This is a genomic window from Treponema denticola (assembly GCF_024181405.1).
Lineage (GTDB): Bacteria > Spirochaetota > Spirochaetia > Treponematales > Treponemataceae > Treponema_B > Treponema_B denticola_D.
The window spans coordinates 1,131,313-1,146,723 of record NZ_CP051302.1; the positions used below are offsets into that span (position 1 = coordinate 1,131,313).

Below are 15,411 nucleotides of genomic sequence, written 5' to 3' on the forward strand. Positions count from 1 at the left end.
TTTTTTTACCCTTCACTATAATAGGTGGACTTTTACTTCTTATCATCACCCAAATTCAAAAGTTTTTCTTCATTTCCCGTATTTTCTCCTTTATTTTCAAGTTCTGCCAGTTTTAGCCGTGAACTTGCAAGGAATGAATCTACTATATCCTTTTTAAGAGGCAAGAGATTTGCCGGAATAAAGAGATTATCCCCTGCATCGTCAACAGTCGGCGGCAGCCCCTCCATTCCCCTTATCTCATTCGGTGTCAAAATTCCATTGCCTAACTGCTTAGAATAAGAATCAATCCTAGATTGTAGGCTTGTTCTTAAAAGAGAGTTAAAGTTAAATTTAACATAAGTTTTACCAAAATCGAAACGGTCTAAAAGTTTATTGAAATACTGAGCAACCGTTAAAGCTATAGGGCGGATTGCGTTCCCTAGAAAAAGAATGTGCAAAGCCTCAAGGTCTAGCGATGTTTCCCCTCCGTTAAACCCTTTCGGAACACCGAAGATGTCGTTTATTATTTCTTTTTGTTCTTTGCGATTTTCAAAAAATTGTTGCTCTCTTTGGCTTAAAGGTGCACCTTTTAAACTTGTAAGTTTAAAGCCTTTTTTCAAAACAACCGGCTTAGATACATTTTCAACGCCTGAATATTCCCGTATAAACTTATCACGGAAAGCGTCTGCCTGTTCATCTGTAACACTGTCAAAGGCTTCGGAGATGTCCAATACGGGGCGGTCGCCTTCAACTGCAAAATTAGTTGCCGATTTTTTTAATTGAGAATTTAAATCGCTAAATGTGTCAAATGTTGCAGCGTGTTTTTTAAAAATACTTTTTCCGGTCGTTCCGTCAAAAGAAAAACGGCTAGGAATGTGGATGATATTTTTAGCCGTGTATTCTCTGTCTTTATGTCTGAATATTTTATGCCGGCTATCGTTCCTGTAAACCGTAACTTCATTTGGCGGCAGTCTAAAAAAAGATGTTGGCCTTCCTGATGTTCTATCTATGTAAATGTAAATATAAACATTCCCTTCATTCAAATAGTCATAAGCTATTTGATAAAAAAAGTTGAATTGAGCATCGTCCATGTTCGGATTTTTAATTAAAGCTGCCAGCCAGTGATCGTCTATTGTTTTATTATTTTTAGCCGAATAAACTTTTAATGAAAGGCTTGCAAAATAAGAAGCTATTAAGTCTATTGCTCCTATACCGTCATCTTCCGGACCTGATAACACACTCGCTAAGGTCGGTATTGAATGAAGGGTATAGTTTACCAGCGGATTACCTCTTTTTTGCGTGTTTTGTTTGCTTTTAAAAAAGTTAAATATATTCATTTTTTATAAAAACCTCTCACTATAATAGGTGGACTTATAAGGCTTTTAAGAGGTCTGCGGCCGTATATTTTTTATTTTTTTCGTCCGTTCCGCTTATTAAAAGATAGTGAGCCATTATCGAGGTTATTACCGGATCTATTTTTGCCCCTTCATTGAGTTTTAACGGCTTTATGTTACCGTTTACATCCGCTTTAATAACCACATTGCTCAAAGCCCACGCCATGACAGGATTTTTATCGACTATCTTTTTATCGAGGATATTTTTTTCAAAAAGTTTAGAAGGTTCGGAAATACTTGCTAAATTTTGTTTAAATTCTATTAGCGAAACATCGGCCGGAAGTTCTTTTTCCAAATCTTTTATAAGACTTTGAGCGTGCCAAGGATCATAAGCTATCTTACTTAATTGACATTCCTTACTTATGTTCACAATATCTTTTATTAAAAAATCATAATCAATAGTTGCTCCGGGTGTTACCGTTACAATGCCTGATTCAACCCATTGAGCATAGCCAATATTTTCTTTTTGGATCCGCTCTATTAGTGTTTCTTCCGGAATATATACTTTATGAAAAGCAAAGATAAAGTCTTTGTCTTCCCAATATAAAGTAAATACGGTTAAGTCTCTTATGCTCGAAAGGTCTATAGCTCCTACGGCATTTTTATTTTTATAATCAGATGTTTTATTTTTTTGTTTGATCCATACTTCAGGCGGTATCCAATTAGAGCCCATAGCGTTCCGCCATATATTATAAGTCTTAGCTAAAAAGTTAGCTTGAGTACTCGGCCTTTTAATAGCCCTTTCTAGGTCTTGCTCAAGAAGTTTTCTATTTGTTATTAAATCGATACTAGGATTGGCCTTTTCCAAATTAGCGGCATCTTTCCAGTCATCGTCTTTATCTATTGTGTAAATAAGCGCAAAATAAGAGGGATCATTTTTGTTTATGCCTTGAAGCATGCTTTTAGCTTCCATGCTTTCATAATAACAAGGAAGCGTTACATTTAATCCGGCTGTTGTAATTATTAGGACTTGTCCGCCTTGCTTTCTCGCTCTCATTCCCTGTAAGCTTGCTTGTAAGGGCTTGTCTGTTAAATATTCGTGATATTCGTCCAACACGGCAAAGCTGTTTTTATAACTATCAATTTTTTTTGTTCCTGATGTAAAAAAACTTATTCGGCTGTTTTTAAAAACAATAGAACTTGACCAGCATTTACAAACTGAATTTAATTCTTTAGATTGTTTTACTATTTGCGTTATTTCTTCAAAGGTTTTTTTTGCTTGTTTTTCATCTCCTGAAAAAAAATAACTTTCGGCGTTTTCTGTTGCTAAAAAATTATAAAGAATTGCGGGAAATAAAATAGATGTAGTCTTACTGTTTTTTCTGGCAACTTCTATATAAGCTATTTGAGTCAAAAAAGCGTTGTCGTTTTCTTTTTTAGTAAAAAGATAAATACCTGCATAAGCAAAAACTTGCCAAGGGAGAAGACAAAGGTTTTTATTTATATCAGGAATAAAAAGGCTTTCGGCAAAGTTTATAACCTCCGTTAATTTTCCCCAGTTTGCAATATAGCCATCAGGTGCTTTTTTAAGCATTGATTCAAATCGTTTTATTGCAAGTTTTATATAAACACAAGATTTTATTTTTTCTTGTTTTATATCTTTACAGTAATTCAAAACTAAATCTTTTACTTCCTTTTCGCTTCTCATTTTTAATTCTTCTTTTTATTTATAAGTTTTTGTACCGGGTTCTTCTCGGCCGCTTTTAATTTTTCTTCCAGTTTTAAAGTTTCGTTTAATTCCTGTAAATCGTTTAATCTCATTTGAGCTCTAACCTGCGGCGTCAAATAAAATTTACTTCCTAAAACATTGAAAGAGCTAACTTGTTTTAAAAATAATTTTTGCATTTTTTCATATATGAAAAAATTCTTATAAACATCAAGCCCGTCCATTGCTTCTCTTAGTTTGTAGATGTCGTTTAATATTAAATAAAGATGGATGAGTTCCGGAATGTCAACTTCATAAATAGATTTTAAGCTTATAAGCATGTTAACATGTTTTTTAAAAAGGGCTTCAATAGTTTTATTTTTTAAGTTTTTTATTTCTTCTGGAACTTCTATTTTTTTAGGAACAGATAAAACGGTTGAAATTAAAACATCTGCATTGTTCCCGTGCCTGCATTCTTGATAAGTGCCGTCTAGTTTGTGCTGCTCGGTGCTCTTTCTTGGTCGTCCTCGTGTTGCCATTCGCTTACCCTTTTCGTTTTAGTTTTACCCCAGCTAAAAAAAATGGGATTTTTGCACAGACATAGACCGGATTTCTAGGGGGGTGTTCTATGTAAAAAGCCCTTTTTTAACCTAAAGGGGGTATAGGGTTAATAATTTAACCCTGTAAATATCCTTTTAACCATTCTCTTATTTTTTCTTTAGATTTTTTTTGTCCGTTTATTTCTTTTGCTGTTTTAATTCTATGGCAGCTTTCACATAAAACTTGTAAATTATTTATGTTAAAAAATAAATCTCTATCTCCTCTGGGCGGTACGATGTGATCAACATGTAATGATTTACAACTACTAGCACACAACACACATTGTTTTTGTTCTTTTAAAACCTTAGATCTCAACTCTCGCCATTCTTTTGTTTTATAAAATAAATAATTAGTTCGTTTTGCATTTTTAAAATTATTTATTCTTTTCTCTGTGCGTGCTGCTTCCCGCTCCTCTACCATAGGTTTATGTTTTAAACAATAACCCGGAACATCAAGTAAAGTTTTGCAACCTTGCCATTTACAATAATATTTCTGTACAGCCATTCATCATCCTTTCATAACCTGCATCTTTAACTATTTCATGCAGGCAGTCTTTATAAATATAGCTGGTAAGTTTATCTATAGGCTTACCAACTTTCCTTATAAACTTTCGTTCAATAATTGTAGAAGCTACATCATGCGCTTTTTCTTCTACGTTCTGAATGTAGACTCCTTTATTCTTGCCATAGTTTATTATATAGCGTTGTGCTAAATTATAAACCAGATTGTATATTTCATTTAAATAAATTTCTCGACCTGTTAAAAAATAATTTTCTTGTGCAATTAAAAACGCTTGATTGTGTGTGCCCCTCATTTCCCTTTTCTGTCTAACAAGTTATTTAATTTTACTAAAACAGATAAAAAGTAAATTGCGGCGATTACTTTGTATGTCCAAATAACAGCTTGAATAAAAAAATCCATAATATTAATGCTCCTCTTTATTTAATTAGCAATAGCGTCTATATGTCTATTTTGCGATTGTGTGCGTCTGTAAGACGGTGCTTTTAATTCTACAAAAATATAATTTTCGCTTATGCGGTCCATTACAGCCGAGCCTAAATAATCTTGAAAATTCTGTCTTTCCTTATTGCTTATCAAACATGTTGGTAATTTTTTTTCATAACGAATATTCAAAATATCAAAAATAGCGTGCTGTTCAGTTTCTAAATCTCTAGCCCTCCCGACCTCATCAATAATTAAAAAAGGCACACTCGCATATTCTCTGATTAAAGCCTCCTCATCTTTTGCAGCTTTAAAAGCTCTTGACCTAATAAGACGCATGCAAAGAATGTTACTTGCAATGTAAAGCCCGTTATAATTTAATTCTTTTAAAATTGCTATACTCAAGTGTGTCTTGCCCGTTCCATTACCGCCTAGAATTATTATTGTGTCAAAACTCTTTATACCGTGATTTATTCTGGCAATAAAACTTTTTACAAAATCTTTTAAATCATCTATCGCTTTTAAATCTTCATTCGGCGTAAAATAATTACTAAAAGCGGCACCCTGCAATCTTTCGGGGATTTCGGCATTTTGTTTGTTTGTCGCAATTTGAATTTCAAGCTCTTGTTTTAATCGTGCCAGTTCCTTTTTTTGAATTTCAGAATCAGCCTGAATACAAAGATTGCCCAGCTTTAAAAGCTGCTCTCTCATGCTAAGGGGTAAGTTTTTAGGAATCATAAATAAGCCCCCGGTTTAATTCTATCACTCGCAATCTCTGCCGATTTTCTGTAAAGGCTTTGTCTTGCCTCCGGAGTTTTTACATGAGCGTTTAAAAGCCTGTTTAAAACATTGGCCGATAAAATTGTGTTTAAATTATAGCCTCCCGACAAAATAAAATTATCTTCGGCCGCAATTGCTAAAACTTTTGCTATGTCTTCAGGTTTTAATTTTTCTAAAAGATTTTTAAGTAAGGCCCTGGATTGAATCCAGTTAATCAACGGCTCACTTGTTTTAACTTTTCCTAAATTAAAAAGTTTATCCCAGTTTTTTAAATACTCTTTTTCCACGACCTCAAAATTATTTTCAGGTTCTCGAAGTCTTAAAGGCGGCTTTTTGATTTTATGTTTTGGAGGCTCCTCTCCGCTCTGCGGAGAATTTGTGTAATCTATGTTGTAATCTCTGTTGTAGTCTATGTTACTAATAGGATTCGGCGATTTTGGCGGTTTCGTTTCGGTCATTTTGACGGTATCGGAACCGTCATCTTGACCGTTTCCATTCGGCGATTTTGGCGGTTTCGTTTCCACCGTTTCGGAGTCCTCGCCTTTTTTTTCTGCATCATCGTAGAGTAAAAATTTTATTAAAGCGTCTTGATTTACTTTGTAATGAACGGTAGGCACTCCATAAGCTTTTTGAATTTTAGTTTCAATTAAGCCTAGTTCCTCAAGTTCCTTTTTTATTTCTCTTAATTTTTTTTCTTTAACAAAAATTTCATTTTCCCAATCAGAATAGCTTTTAAAAATCCAGCCGTCTTGTGTTTTATCGGTCCAATAAATAAGCTGTGATAAAAACAAGGCTGCTACATGATTGCCATTCAGTTTTTTTAAAAATAAAGTAGGTATTGTCAGTATATTTGCTTGACCTACAGTTTTTGTTAAAAGATTAAATATTTCTTTTTGATTCATGTTAAGCCTCCACTTCCTTTGTTTTTTCTCCTTTCTGTAAAGAAAAATAGATAGCATAGGATCTTCTTTTGCCATTTCTAAAAATTCTTGCAGCCGCAGAGTTCCTATCTTGTTTTTTGAATTGGGATAATGTTTTTTTTAATTCTCTTTTAAGCTCATTAAAAATGCGTCTCGACCAATAGGGTTTCATTTCTCTATACTCAATCGTCTTTTTGCCTGATTTTATTTTATCGTACCATTCTTTTTTTAATGGAAAAACCAACATTTGTTTACTCCTCCACCAATTCCCCGCAGGGGCTGCCGTCATTGGCAAAGACAAATTCTCGAAAGAGCGATATAAAATCATAGTGATAGTTGTTTCCTAAAAAAATGCCACAACCATTAAATCCCGTAATAAATAATAGAGAGTTATTCTTTTTGTGCTTAATCCATCCGCCGTGTTTTTTGACAACTTCAACTGCGTTTCCCATATTTGAAAACGGCTTGTACTTCGGCTTATCGGGCGGTTCGATGAGATAGGCGTAACAATATGTAAAATTATTACCTACGAACAAGTCATCCACCCCATTGTTATATAATCTGTAAAATGTTTCAACACAATCAGTGTCTTCTTCTACTTTTCTTCGCAAGCCTCTTACCGTATCTGCAAAAATACACTTGCTCCCCACCTTCAATTCATCGGCATTAACCGCCGTGTAAACTTTTGATTTGTCAAATTCCATAATTTATAATCTCCTTATCACTTTCTTGCTCCACCCATTCATCAACTGTTTTTATTTCAAGGCCGAGAGCTTGAGCTATTGATAGTTCTAAATCTCGCCCCTTTGATTCGTACTCACTTTCAATCAAAGCGATTAATAAGTTTTCATTCTTTGCAATAACCGCAAGACATTTTCTTATACATTTATTCCAACTCCAGTCTTCTTTGCAAAATATTACGGGCGATATTACGCCGTAATCGGCTTCAATAAGTCTTTTGCGTGCATTTTCAAAATCCTGTTTGTAATTCGGATTATTGCTTACAGCACCGCATAAATAAAGTTGTTTTATTTCTTTTCTCCTTATTTTAACAATCTTTTCAGATTTTTCTTTTGTACAACTTTTGTGAAAGTTTCAAGTTCCGCAATAAGCTCTAGTATTTTTTCTTTCGGCGGTTCGGGTAAATTGTTCCGCCTAGGATTTGAGTCTGCCCCGATGTTGACTTGTACAGGGTTACACCTTTTAATCAGTTCTACGAATTCGAGTAAATCAAAATCTATAATCGGCTCGATTGTGATAATTTTTTTAATATGATTTATCAAAGATAATGATAATGACCTATCTTTCGGAGGTCGGCAATTATTCATTATACTTTTATACATTCTATTTGTTTCAAGTGTAGTACAAATAAAAAAGTTATCTTTCATTTTATTAAGAAAAGTAAATAATCTATCAGGGCTTTTTGTTTGTAATAAGTATTTATTCTCTGTATATTTCAAACAATGGTCTAATGTCTGTTTTTTCCAATAATAATCTACCCCATCAGCAAACATATCGCAAGAAGAACCGACAAAAATAAAATTACCTTTTCCTAAATCTGTTTTTAGTTCTTTTTCATCAAAATGTAACGGCGGTTGTTTTCCCCAGCGTTTCATATAACAGTAGCTGCATCCGTGCGGACATTCGCCCTTGATTGTATTCCATGTATGTGTAATAAATTCATACATATTTCCGGTACTTTTATTTAACGGCATATATTACCTCCTTCTATCTCAATGCAACGGTAATGCCGACAATTAACAAGAGTAATCCAATCCCACAAAATATAACTAACAGTAAAATCTTTAGAATGGTAATAATTCTTTCTGTAATGTAGTCAAAATCATAATCTTTCATTTTCTAACTCCAATAATTAGTTATTCTTATTATTAAAAAGGCTATTTCTAAGTGTAAACGTGTCGTCCATAAGGTTTTCTGCGGTATCTTCAATCTCTTTTAGCCTTTCGTTTAATAATGTTTTTAAAAATGCTGTCATATCAGCGGCTTCTTTTCCGCTTTCACTTCCATAACCTTTATGGTAAAAATACTTTTCCAATTCTTTTTCAAGATTTATTTCTATCATTTCTTTTCTCCTTTTTAGTGGTCGTCAACTAAATGGAAACAACCACTTTTTGAGTTGTCAACTTTTACCGAACAACTCCTTTTTAAAATATTTCGTTCTGAGGTTTTTGGGTTGCCTCAAGGTGCTCTACTTCTTTTTGCAAAAGTTCAACCAATTCTTTTGTGTCAAAAAATCGTTTTTCTGTATTTTTGATTAGTTTTAATTCGTTAAATTTCTTTGCATAATGAGCGTGTATTGATTCCGGTAAGCTTTCTCCGAGTTTTGCGGCAGTAGCTAAAAGATTGGCAGTGCCTTCCCTGTAAAAGTCTTCAGGGCTCTTTTCTTTTTCCGGAACCTGATTTGTACAAGGCTCCGCCCCTAAAGGCTCAAGCGTTGCTTCTTGCTCTGGCTCCGTTTTTTCGGCCATTTCGTATGACTGATTTTGTTTTTGATTTTGAGCGGGCTGATTATCTCCCGATAAGTCATCTGGACTATAAAGACCGGCTAAGACATCAGGGAAAGCGTCCCGTAAAGCAAAGGACAAGGCTCTGTGCTTTAACATTCGGGCAGGGTAAGCCCTCCAGTTCTCTTTACTTAAAAGGTTAGCCCTTTTGGCCATTTCTATATCATAATAGCCCCGGAAAGTTTCCGTCATGTTAGCGTTCTTTCGCTTTACCAACACCTCGGCAGCTTGTTCATCCTGCTTCTTCCATTCTGCCCCGGCATACTCTGGGTTATTCCTTACGATTGCGTGCATGATGTCAGCCGATAAGGTCGGCTTGCCGTTTATTACGGCTATATTAGTCGCTGCTGCCATTGGAGTAAGCCCCAATTCAACGCCCCATTGTAAGGCTATAAATACCTTTTCTTTTGTGTCCAGAGCTTTCGGCAAAAGCCCCGATTTTGCCATAACCTCGGCCATTCTCATTTGGTCATCAAAGGTCATTGCAACTTCTTTTTTTACCGTTGTTAATTCGTTCATTTATTCCCCCTTATCGCAAGAGCAAGAATCGCAAGACTTTGAGCAGTCTTTAATAGTGCTTGATTCTTTAAGCATTTGTTTTGCGATGCAAATTTCTGCGACAATTTCCGATATAACTTTTAAAGGCTCATCGTTTACAGGACCTTTAATAGCTATAGAATGGATTTTATCCAGTTGATTAAAAAGTTTTTCATACATTTTTTTTATTCCCTCCCTAATATAATAGGTGCCAATTCCGATAGGCTTTTTAAATAGACGAAAAAGACACCTATTGATTTATTTTTCTTGAAGTGTATACATTATTTTGGGTACAACTTCAAATTTTTTTAAAAAGGCCTCTAAAGCCGTCGAGGCCAACCAAATAGGAGCGCCGGGCTGCTCCTGAATATACCCGATTTGTTTTTTTTTCTTTAAAAGATAATCATAAGATACATTCAGTCGATCCGCCGCTTCCTGAATACTGTAGTAGTCAACTCCGCCAAGAGTTATCACGTTTAAAATCTCCTTTTGCCGTCTTTTTCCGGCTGTCAGTGTAGGCGGATGATCCGCCTCTTGTGCTGCCCCGGAATTGAACCGAGAAACAAGGCCTAACCCTTTGCAGCACTAAAAAAACTTTTTAAGCTATTACAGCAACTTTAATATTTGCCTTTAAAAATTCGGCTATGGCTACTCTTGCCTCGTTCCTCCATTGACCGCCGTCAGCCTCAAAGAGAGCAACATGCGGTATTCCGTTTTCAGTTTTAATCCTAAGCAAGAATTGACTTTCAGGCTGTTCAATTTCGCGGAAAGCACGATAAGGAGAAAGACGGACAATAGGCTTAACATTTTCTTTGCCTACAAGAGCCCCGGAAACGCCTTTTTTAACGGTAATATTTTGGGTAATGCCGTCATCTTCAGTATCAGCCGAGTCGGCTTGTTTGATTTTTGAAACAAGGGCCGCCACATACTCGAAGTCGTCATCTTCTTTTTTTTGGAAAAGGGAATGAAGCTTTATGATGAAATCTTCTTGAGGCAAAAAACGCCCAAAAGGAAAGCTTTCCATGCGGCTATCAAGAATGGCATCTATTAAAATCTCTCTGTTTTTTCTAATTCCAAAAAGAGCAGATGTTAAAGAAACCTTATATACATCAGTCACAACAGCAATGTAGTTAGCGTTTAAATCCAGTTTGTCAATGTTTCTATTTACAAAATCAACAAAGCCGGTTAAGCTTGAAACGTTTAAGGGATGGGCAACCGCCTCAAAAGCAACAGGATACAAATCCCTTGTGCTCATCTTTTTACCGTCAACTTCAACAACCACCGATTGAGTTACTAAATTTTCAATTTTATCGATAGCTTCTTTTGTTAAATCCATTTTAGCCTCCTATAGCTTTAACTTCGCCTGTTTGAAAATCCAGGGCTTCTTGTTTTGGGTTATCCTCGTAAGCGTCTATCTTGCCGTTTTCAACGTCAAAAAACATGATAGATTCGGCAGGCTTAAGGCTTGCGAGCTTCGATGTAACAGATAGCTTAGTATCTGCTTCCCTGCGGGATTTACCGGGTTTGATGTCTAGCTTGATTGTGATACTTCGTACAGTTGTGGGATTGGTGTTCTCATCTGCAATGTTAGAAAGTACCTTTTCAAGTTCTGCATCGAACAGGTCAACAACGGCCCCGCGGTTTAAGGTTTGTAGAGTTACCTTCTCCATAAAATCTCCTTTTCCTGTTTTTTCAGGAAGATATAAAAAAAGCCCTAAAATGAGTTAAGTCGTGAAAGACTTACCGCAATACTCATTTTTTGGGCTTTTTCCATTTAGCTGCCAAAAGCAGCCAAGAAAAGATTGCGGAATTTTTCTCGGGTGCTTTATACAATGTTTATAAATTACAGTTTTTACTGTAGTTTATACCTTTATTATACAGCGATAACTGTAAATATCAATAGGTTTTTACAGCTTTTTCTGTATTTTTTTTTATTTTTCCCGATAATTAGTGTATGGATACCTCTGTTTTTTGGGATAACATCAAAACACTGATTAAACAGTCAAATACAACACAAAGAGGCTTAGCCGAAAAATGCGGCTTTTCATCTCGTTCAATCGAAACTTGGATAGCCTCCAATCAATTACCGGACATATTCCAAGCCTATAAGATTTCTCAAACCCTAGGCGTTCCCCTCGAAAGCCTTGTTTCGGATGAAAAATCGGATTTTAAGCCGTCTATAGACCGAATCCGGGGCCTTCTCAAAGACATTGAAAAAGAGCTAGACAAAATCTAGCGGTCTTATTCAAATTTTGCACATCTTGTGCCGATAACCTTTAAGAGGACTCAGCCCCCGCGGTCAACAGAATTTAAAGATTGCTGAGGGGCCGAGCCTATATCTTATATGAAACTTAGAAAGCAGGCTTAGAGCTAAAGGAGATTAAACCCCGACCTTTTCAGGTCTTGGAAAAGCTCTGTCCCGCTTTCTGTTTAGAATTATATAGAATTATTATTCTATTGTCAAGTGATTTTTAGAATAAAATAGAATTATTTATAAAAAAGAGGTGTTTTTTATGGAAAATTCGCAGGAGAAAGACAGATTAAGACAAATAAGAGAGGCTTTAGGTCTTAATCAATCGGAAATGGCAAAAAAAATAGGGAAAACCCAAAAAGCATGGTCTACATACGAAACTGGAGAAAATAAAATATCCCCGGCCGTTTACTTAAAACTGGGGGACTTGGGATTTAATATAGAATGGCTAAAAGAGGGGCTTGGAGAAATGTATATAGACAAAAAGGCTAAGTCATCAGATGATAAGGTTGCTATGGTGCCTTTCATTCCTTCCGGAGCCAGTGCAGGCTACGGCCGCATTTTTGAAACCTACGATAATTTTGAGCTTATCCCCGTGTTAAAATCGCTTATTGCTCCGTATAAGCCTGAACATGTCTTCGCTATTGCAGCAGTAGGAGACAGTATGATCGGTTCTAAAATATTTGATGGAGATATTGTCTTTTTTTCTCCTGAAAGAAAGGAAGGTAACGGGATTTTTGTCATCACAGTAGACAATAAAGCCTTTGTTAAACGGTTGGAGTTCGATCCGCTCGGAAAATGGGTTAAACTTATAAGCGATAATCCGCTTTATGAGATACAAAAAATCGGCGAGGAATACTCGGCAAGTTTTAAAATTGAGGGCCGTGTAATTGCGTGGATGCATAGGAATAGGGAGTAAATAAAAGGCAGCAAGAGGGTATATGATTGATTTAAAAAAATTAAGGCGTTGGATCGGCTGCCTTGCGGGGCCGTCCTACCTTTTTATTCCTATTATTAAAATCTTCTATGTTTTTATCTGTCCAAAAAAAGGTTTTTCGAGCACCAAACCCCACTGATTTGACATTGTTTTTTACAGCCCACCGCTGGGCAGTCTTAATGCAACAGTCAAAGAAATTTGCAACTTGTTTAGTTGATAAATACTCCATTTTACTCCTCCTTATTAACTTTTTGTATTCTTTCAAACGGTGCAATATAAATTACCTTTCTTTCGCTCCAATTTGCTCCGCAGGCTTGATTTCTTAAAAAACCTTTAACATGCACAAGTTTATCTTCTTTTAGCCTTCTTTCAAAATCTTCTTTAATTCTTGCGGTAAAAAGAGTCTTAGTCATTTTTCGGCCGTAAACACTTGGTGAGCACCGGAGTAAGTCCTTTTTTAAAACAATAGGGCTTTTTTCTGCCTCAATTAAAAGTGAAAATGTTAAAAGAAATTTCACAAAGAATAACCCGTCATCACTATATAAATCATCTTTGCCAAAATCATACTTTTTGTTTTCAAAATCGATTAAAAACAAAGAAGATATTAAGCCCCCGTTTGCTTGTTCTCCACAAATTATTAAAAAAGGGGCTTTATAAAAACCCCATAAGGCTTTTACGCCTTTTTGCGGTTTTTTAAAAACAATATAAAACGATTTTAAAAAAGAAGGACACCAATCCGGCAAATCTTCTATGATTGACGAGTCGATTAGTTCTAGGACATTCGCAGATAAACTGTGTTGAACCAAATCATTTTTCATTACACAAACTGCCGCTGCAGTCCTTGCCAAAAAGTGTCTATCAAAATTATTTGCACGGTTATTGATTTCGGCCTTTTCATTTTCAGAAAGATTGCAATATTGAACAAACAACGGTTCAAAGCAACTTTCAATTTTTGACCATTTTATATTTTCTTTCTTTTTCATAATTCAAATTAAAAGCATAGGCGGGATAGTCCCGCCTATGCTTTATTAATCTAGTGTCCCGTTAGGGGCGTAGATTAAGCAGCCCATTTCACGGGCTCTATAAACCTTAATGCTTTCGGCTGAGCATCGGAATGTTCTTTCCGTGTCATCGTAGATCCACAACCAATTTTCGCCTTCAGCAACAAGCTCATAGTGCTCAGGGATGTCGATCTTTTCGTTTACAAAGTAAGCACTGTAGCTAGAGTCTTGCCCAAATTTTAGCTCTCCGAATTCTGCTGTTTTTGAAGAGCAAAATCGCATTGTAAGAGAAGCTATGTCAGAGCTTCCGAGTGATACTTTTTCAAAGTCCTTATAGTTTTTCATTTTTTTTCTCGGCGATACCTACCTCGCCGCAAGGTCAAATAAATTTCAAAAGTCTTTCAACCTTTGATATTATAATTATACTACAGACGACATATTTTGTCAAGTGTTTTTTCAAAAAAAGTTGATTTTTTTACAAAAAAAACCCCGAAAATCGTTATTTTTTTTCGATTTCCGGGGCTTTTTTTTATGAAAATTTGATTTTTTCTCTTTTTTGTTGGGGCGGCTTATAATTTACCAAACCTTTCAAGGCTTCCATTTTTTCATCAAAATCGGTGTCTATCTCATGATCCGAATAGCCGTCAAAAGTCCGTTCGTCCTTGTGGCCTGTAATTCCCATTCCGGTACGCTTTTTAACATTATTGGCTAGATAAGTTGCTACATAGTGCCTCCAAGAGTGAAAGACGATGTTACGTTCTTTTCTTTCGGTTTCATCTATCCCTATTTGCGATAAGGCCTCTTTAAAGGCATCGTTTAAAGTGTGCCTATGGATAGGTATTGAAGGTTTTGCAGACCAAAAAATAAAAGGATTATCGGAGCTTCTCCATGGGTTACTATCAGAGTTTACGAGGTCTAAAAGAGCTTTTCGCATTTCAGGCATTAAAGGCACTACACGGCTATCCCCTGTCTTAGTGGACTTTAAGCCCTCAATGTCAGACCAAGAATGACGAATAAACAGGCGGTCAAGACCTATGTCGTCTTTTCGTAGGGCCTGAATTTCTCCGAGTCTTGCCCCCGTTTGACTTGCCAAAAGGGAAGCTAGATAGGATTTTTTATCCTTCCATTCTGCAGCAAAAAGATGGGCCGTCTCATCACGGGTTAATATTCCCCGTTCCCTTCCGGGGAGCGAAAATCTATAAAGGGATATGTTAAAATCTTCTTTTATGATTTTTTTCTCATACGCAAACTTTAAAGGCTTTACAATCGATACAGAGATGTTGTTTATCGTTCTTGAAGCGAGGCCTTTATCTTGGCAGGATAAAAGAAAAGCGTTAATTTTTTCTACACTTAGCTCCGATAAGTGCTTGTCTCCCAATACAGGGAAAGCGTGCTTCCTTGCAAGTTGGATCATGCTTTTACAGTGTGAAAAGCCTATTTTCTCGCCCTGGAGCTTTTTTTCCTTTACATAAAGGCTTTTTTCAAAATCCCAAAACTCCGAGACATAATCCTTCAGTAAGGGCGTGGATGCATTTTTTAACTGCACATCTTCCGATAAAAAGCCCCGGAGCTTTAAAAGTTTTAAAACCTCGTCAGCCTGTGAAAGTGTAAAGCTATCGCTTTTGATTAAGTTAAAAACATAGTCCCGAGCTTCAAGCTCTTGGATTTTCCCTTTCTCGGGTATTCCGTTTTTGAGCCAGTCAATTACAATTTTTTGAGCTTCTTTTTTACTGGATGTTCCAAGCGATACAGCCGGCATGTATTTACCGGTTGCCGAGTTCAAAAACTTCACAGCACAATGCCGCCCATTCCTTGCGGATAGAATAAGGTAGTCTTTTTTTGACATGTAAATCTCCTTTTTTTGCAACTAAGATTTTTAGTCGACAGTTTGGTCGACAGT

24 protein-coding genes are annotated in these 15,411 nt (G+C 36.0%); 2 read left to right on the top strand and 22 right to left on the bottom strand.

Going from position 1 to position 15,411, the window contains the following annotated elements:
- Window positions 1–32 precede the first annotated feature (32 nt).
- The 18 genes from HGJ18_RS05250 to HGJ18_RS05330 form a co-directional block, all read right to left on the bottom strand.
- Complete coding sequence (locus tag HGJ18_RS05250; protein WP_253698034.1) at window positions 33–1,316, bottom strand: phage portal protein; 1,284 nt, start codon at window positions 1,314–1,316, stop codon at window positions 33–35.
- 34 nt (window positions 1,317–1,350) lie between these two features.
- Window positions 1,351–3,021, bottom strand: coding sequence for a terminase TerL endonuclease subunit (locus tag HGJ18_RS05255; protein ID WP_253698035.1), 1,671 nt, complete (start codon window positions 3,019–3,021; stop codon window positions 1,351–1,353).
- Window positions 3,022–3,023: 2 nt separating this feature from the next.
- The gene (locus HGJ18_RS05260) at window positions 3,024–3,557 is read right to left on the bottom strand and encodes a hypothetical protein (protein WP_253698036.1); all 534 of its coding nucleotides are present in this window, start codon (window positions 3,555–3,557) and stop codon (window positions 3,024–3,026) included.
- Between the two features lie 136 nt (window positions 3,558–3,693).
- Window positions 3,694–4,122 carry an HNH endonuclease gene (locus HGJ18_RS05265; RefSeq protein ID WP_253698037.1) on the bottom strand — a complete coding sequence of 143 codons (429 nt, stop codon included), beginning with the start codon at window positions 4,120–4,122 and terminating at the stop codon, window positions 3,694–3,696.
- A complete protein-coding gene (locus HGJ18_RS05270; protein ID WP_253698038.1) occupies window positions 4,097–4,432 on the bottom strand; it encodes a hypothetical protein in 336 nt (111 codons plus the stop codon). Before HGJ18_RS05270 ends, HGJ18_RS05265 begins: the two co-directional genes overlap by 26 nt.
- A gap of 128 nt (window positions 4,433–4,560) precedes the next feature.
- Entirely contained in the window at window positions 4,561–5,298 is a 738-nt protein-coding gene (locus HGJ18_RS05275; protein WP_253698039.1) for an ATP-binding protein, read from the bottom strand.
- Entirely contained in the window at window positions 5,295–6,242 is a 948-nt protein-coding gene (locus HGJ18_RS05280) for a hypothetical protein (RefSeq protein WP_253698040.1), read from the bottom strand. The genes HGJ18_RS05275 and HGJ18_RS05280 overlap by 4 nt, the downstream gene beginning before the upstream one ends.
- 1 nt (window position 6,243) lies before the next feature.
- Window positions 6,244–6,507 carry a hypothetical protein gene (locus HGJ18_RS05285; RefSeq protein ID WP_253698041.1) on the bottom strand — a complete coding sequence of 88 codons (264 nt, stop codon included), beginning with the start codon at window positions 6,505–6,507 and terminating at the stop codon, window positions 6,244–6,246.
- Between the two features lie 4 nt (window positions 6,508–6,511).
- Window positions 6,512–6,964 carry a hypothetical protein gene (locus HGJ18_RS05290; protein ID WP_253698042.1) on the bottom strand — a complete coding sequence of 151 codons (453 nt, stop codon included), beginning with the start codon at window positions 6,962–6,964 and terminating at the stop codon, window positions 6,512–6,514.
- Window positions 6,954–7,316, bottom strand: a complete 363-nt coding sequence (locus tag HGJ18_RS05295; protein WP_366793585.1) for a DUF4406 domain-containing protein — start codon at window positions 7,314–7,316, stop codon at window positions 6,954–6,956. Before HGJ18_RS05295 ends, HGJ18_RS05290 begins: the two co-directional genes overlap by 11 nt.
- Window positions 7,304–7,876, bottom strand: coding sequence for a hypothetical protein (locus HGJ18_RS05300; protein ID WP_253698043.1), 573 nt, complete (start codon window positions 7,874–7,876; stop codon window positions 7,304–7,306). Before HGJ18_RS05300 ends, HGJ18_RS05295 begins: the two co-directional genes overlap by 13 nt.
- A gap of 112 nt (window positions 7,877–7,988) precedes the next feature.
- Entirely contained in the window at window positions 7,989–8,117 is a 129-nt protein-coding gene (locus HGJ18_RS12785) for a hypothetical protein (protein WP_301338934.1), read from the bottom strand.
- A gap of 16 nt (window positions 8,118–8,133) precedes the next feature.
- The gene (locus HGJ18_RS05305; RefSeq protein ID WP_253698044.1) at window positions 8,134–8,343 is read right to left on the bottom strand and encodes a hypothetical protein; all 210 of its coding nucleotides are present in this window, start codon (window positions 8,341–8,343) and stop codon (window positions 8,134–8,136) included.
- Window positions 8,344–8,425: 82 nt separating this feature from the next.
- Window positions 8,426–9,304: a recombinase RecT gene (locus HGJ18_RS05310; protein ID WP_253698045.1), complete on the bottom strand. Its 879-nt coding sequence runs from the start codon at window positions 9,302–9,304 to the stop codon at window positions 8,426–8,428.
- Window positions 9,305–9,502, bottom strand: a complete 198-nt coding sequence (locus HGJ18_RS05315) for a hypothetical protein (protein ID WP_253698046.1) — start codon at window positions 9,500–9,502, stop codon at window positions 9,305–9,307.
- Between the two features lie 78 nt (window positions 9,503–9,580).
- Window positions 9,581–9,796 (bottom strand): excisionase, encoded by a 216-nt coding sequence (locus tag HGJ18_RS05320; RefSeq protein ID WP_253698047.1) that lies wholly within the window; start codon window positions 9,794–9,796, stop codon window positions 9,581–9,583.
- 124 nt (window positions 9,797–9,920) lie between these two features.
- Window positions 9,921–10,658 (bottom strand): hypothetical protein, encoded by a 738-nt coding sequence (locus HGJ18_RS05325; protein WP_253698048.1) that lies wholly within the window; start codon window positions 10,656–10,658, stop codon window positions 9,921–9,923.
- A gap of 1 nt (window position 10,659) precedes the next feature.
- Window positions 10,660–10,992, bottom strand: coding sequence for a YfdP family phage-associated protein (locus tag HGJ18_RS05330; RefSeq protein WP_253698049.1), 333 nt, complete (start codon window positions 10,990–10,992; stop codon window positions 10,660–10,662).
- Between the two features lie 284 nt (window positions 10,993–11,276).
- Here HGJ18_RS05330 and HGJ18_RS05335 point away from each other — a divergent pair, with 284 nt between their 5' ends.
- Window positions 11,277–11,558 carry a helix-turn-helix transcriptional regulator gene (locus tag HGJ18_RS05335; protein ID WP_253698050.1) on the top strand — a complete coding sequence of 94 codons (282 nt, stop codon included), beginning with the start codon at window positions 11,277–11,279 and terminating at the stop codon, window positions 11,556–11,558.
- 277 nt (window positions 11,559–11,835) lie between these two features.
- Window positions 11,836–12,492 carry a LexA family transcriptional regulator gene (locus tag HGJ18_RS05340; protein ID WP_253698051.1) on the top strand — a complete coding sequence of 219 codons (657 nt, stop codon included), beginning with the start codon at window positions 11,836–11,838 and terminating at the stop codon, window positions 12,490–12,492.
- Window positions 12,493–12,532: 40 nt separating this feature from the next.
- Here the strand turns inward: HGJ18_RS05340 and HGJ18_RS05345 are convergent, their stop codons facing one another.
- The 4 genes from HGJ18_RS05345 to HGJ18_RS05360 form a co-directional block, all read right to left on the bottom strand.
- On the bottom strand, window positions 12,533–12,739 hold the full coding sequence (locus tag HGJ18_RS05345) for a DNA-binding protein (RefSeq protein ID WP_253698052.1): 207 nt from the start codon (window positions 12,737–12,739) through the stop codon (window positions 12,533–12,535).
- A gap of 1 nt (window position 12,740) precedes the next feature.
- A complete protein-coding gene (locus HGJ18_RS05350) occupies window positions 12,741–13,493 on the bottom strand; it encodes a hypothetical protein (RefSeq protein WP_253698053.1) in 753 nt (250 codons plus the stop codon).
- Window positions 13,494–13,538: 45 nt separating this feature from the next.
- Window positions 13,539–13,856, bottom strand: a complete 318-nt coding sequence (locus tag HGJ18_RS05355; RefSeq protein ID WP_253698054.1) for a hypothetical protein — start codon at window positions 13,854–13,856, stop codon at window positions 13,539–13,541.
- Window positions 13,857–14,040: 184 nt separating this feature from the next.
- Window positions 14,041–15,357 (bottom strand): tyrosine-type recombinase/integrase, encoded by a 1,317-nt coding sequence (locus HGJ18_RS05360; RefSeq protein ID WP_253698055.1) that lies wholly within the window; start codon window positions 15,355–15,357, stop codon window positions 14,041–14,043.
- Window positions 15,358–15,411: the final 54 nt, after the last annotated feature.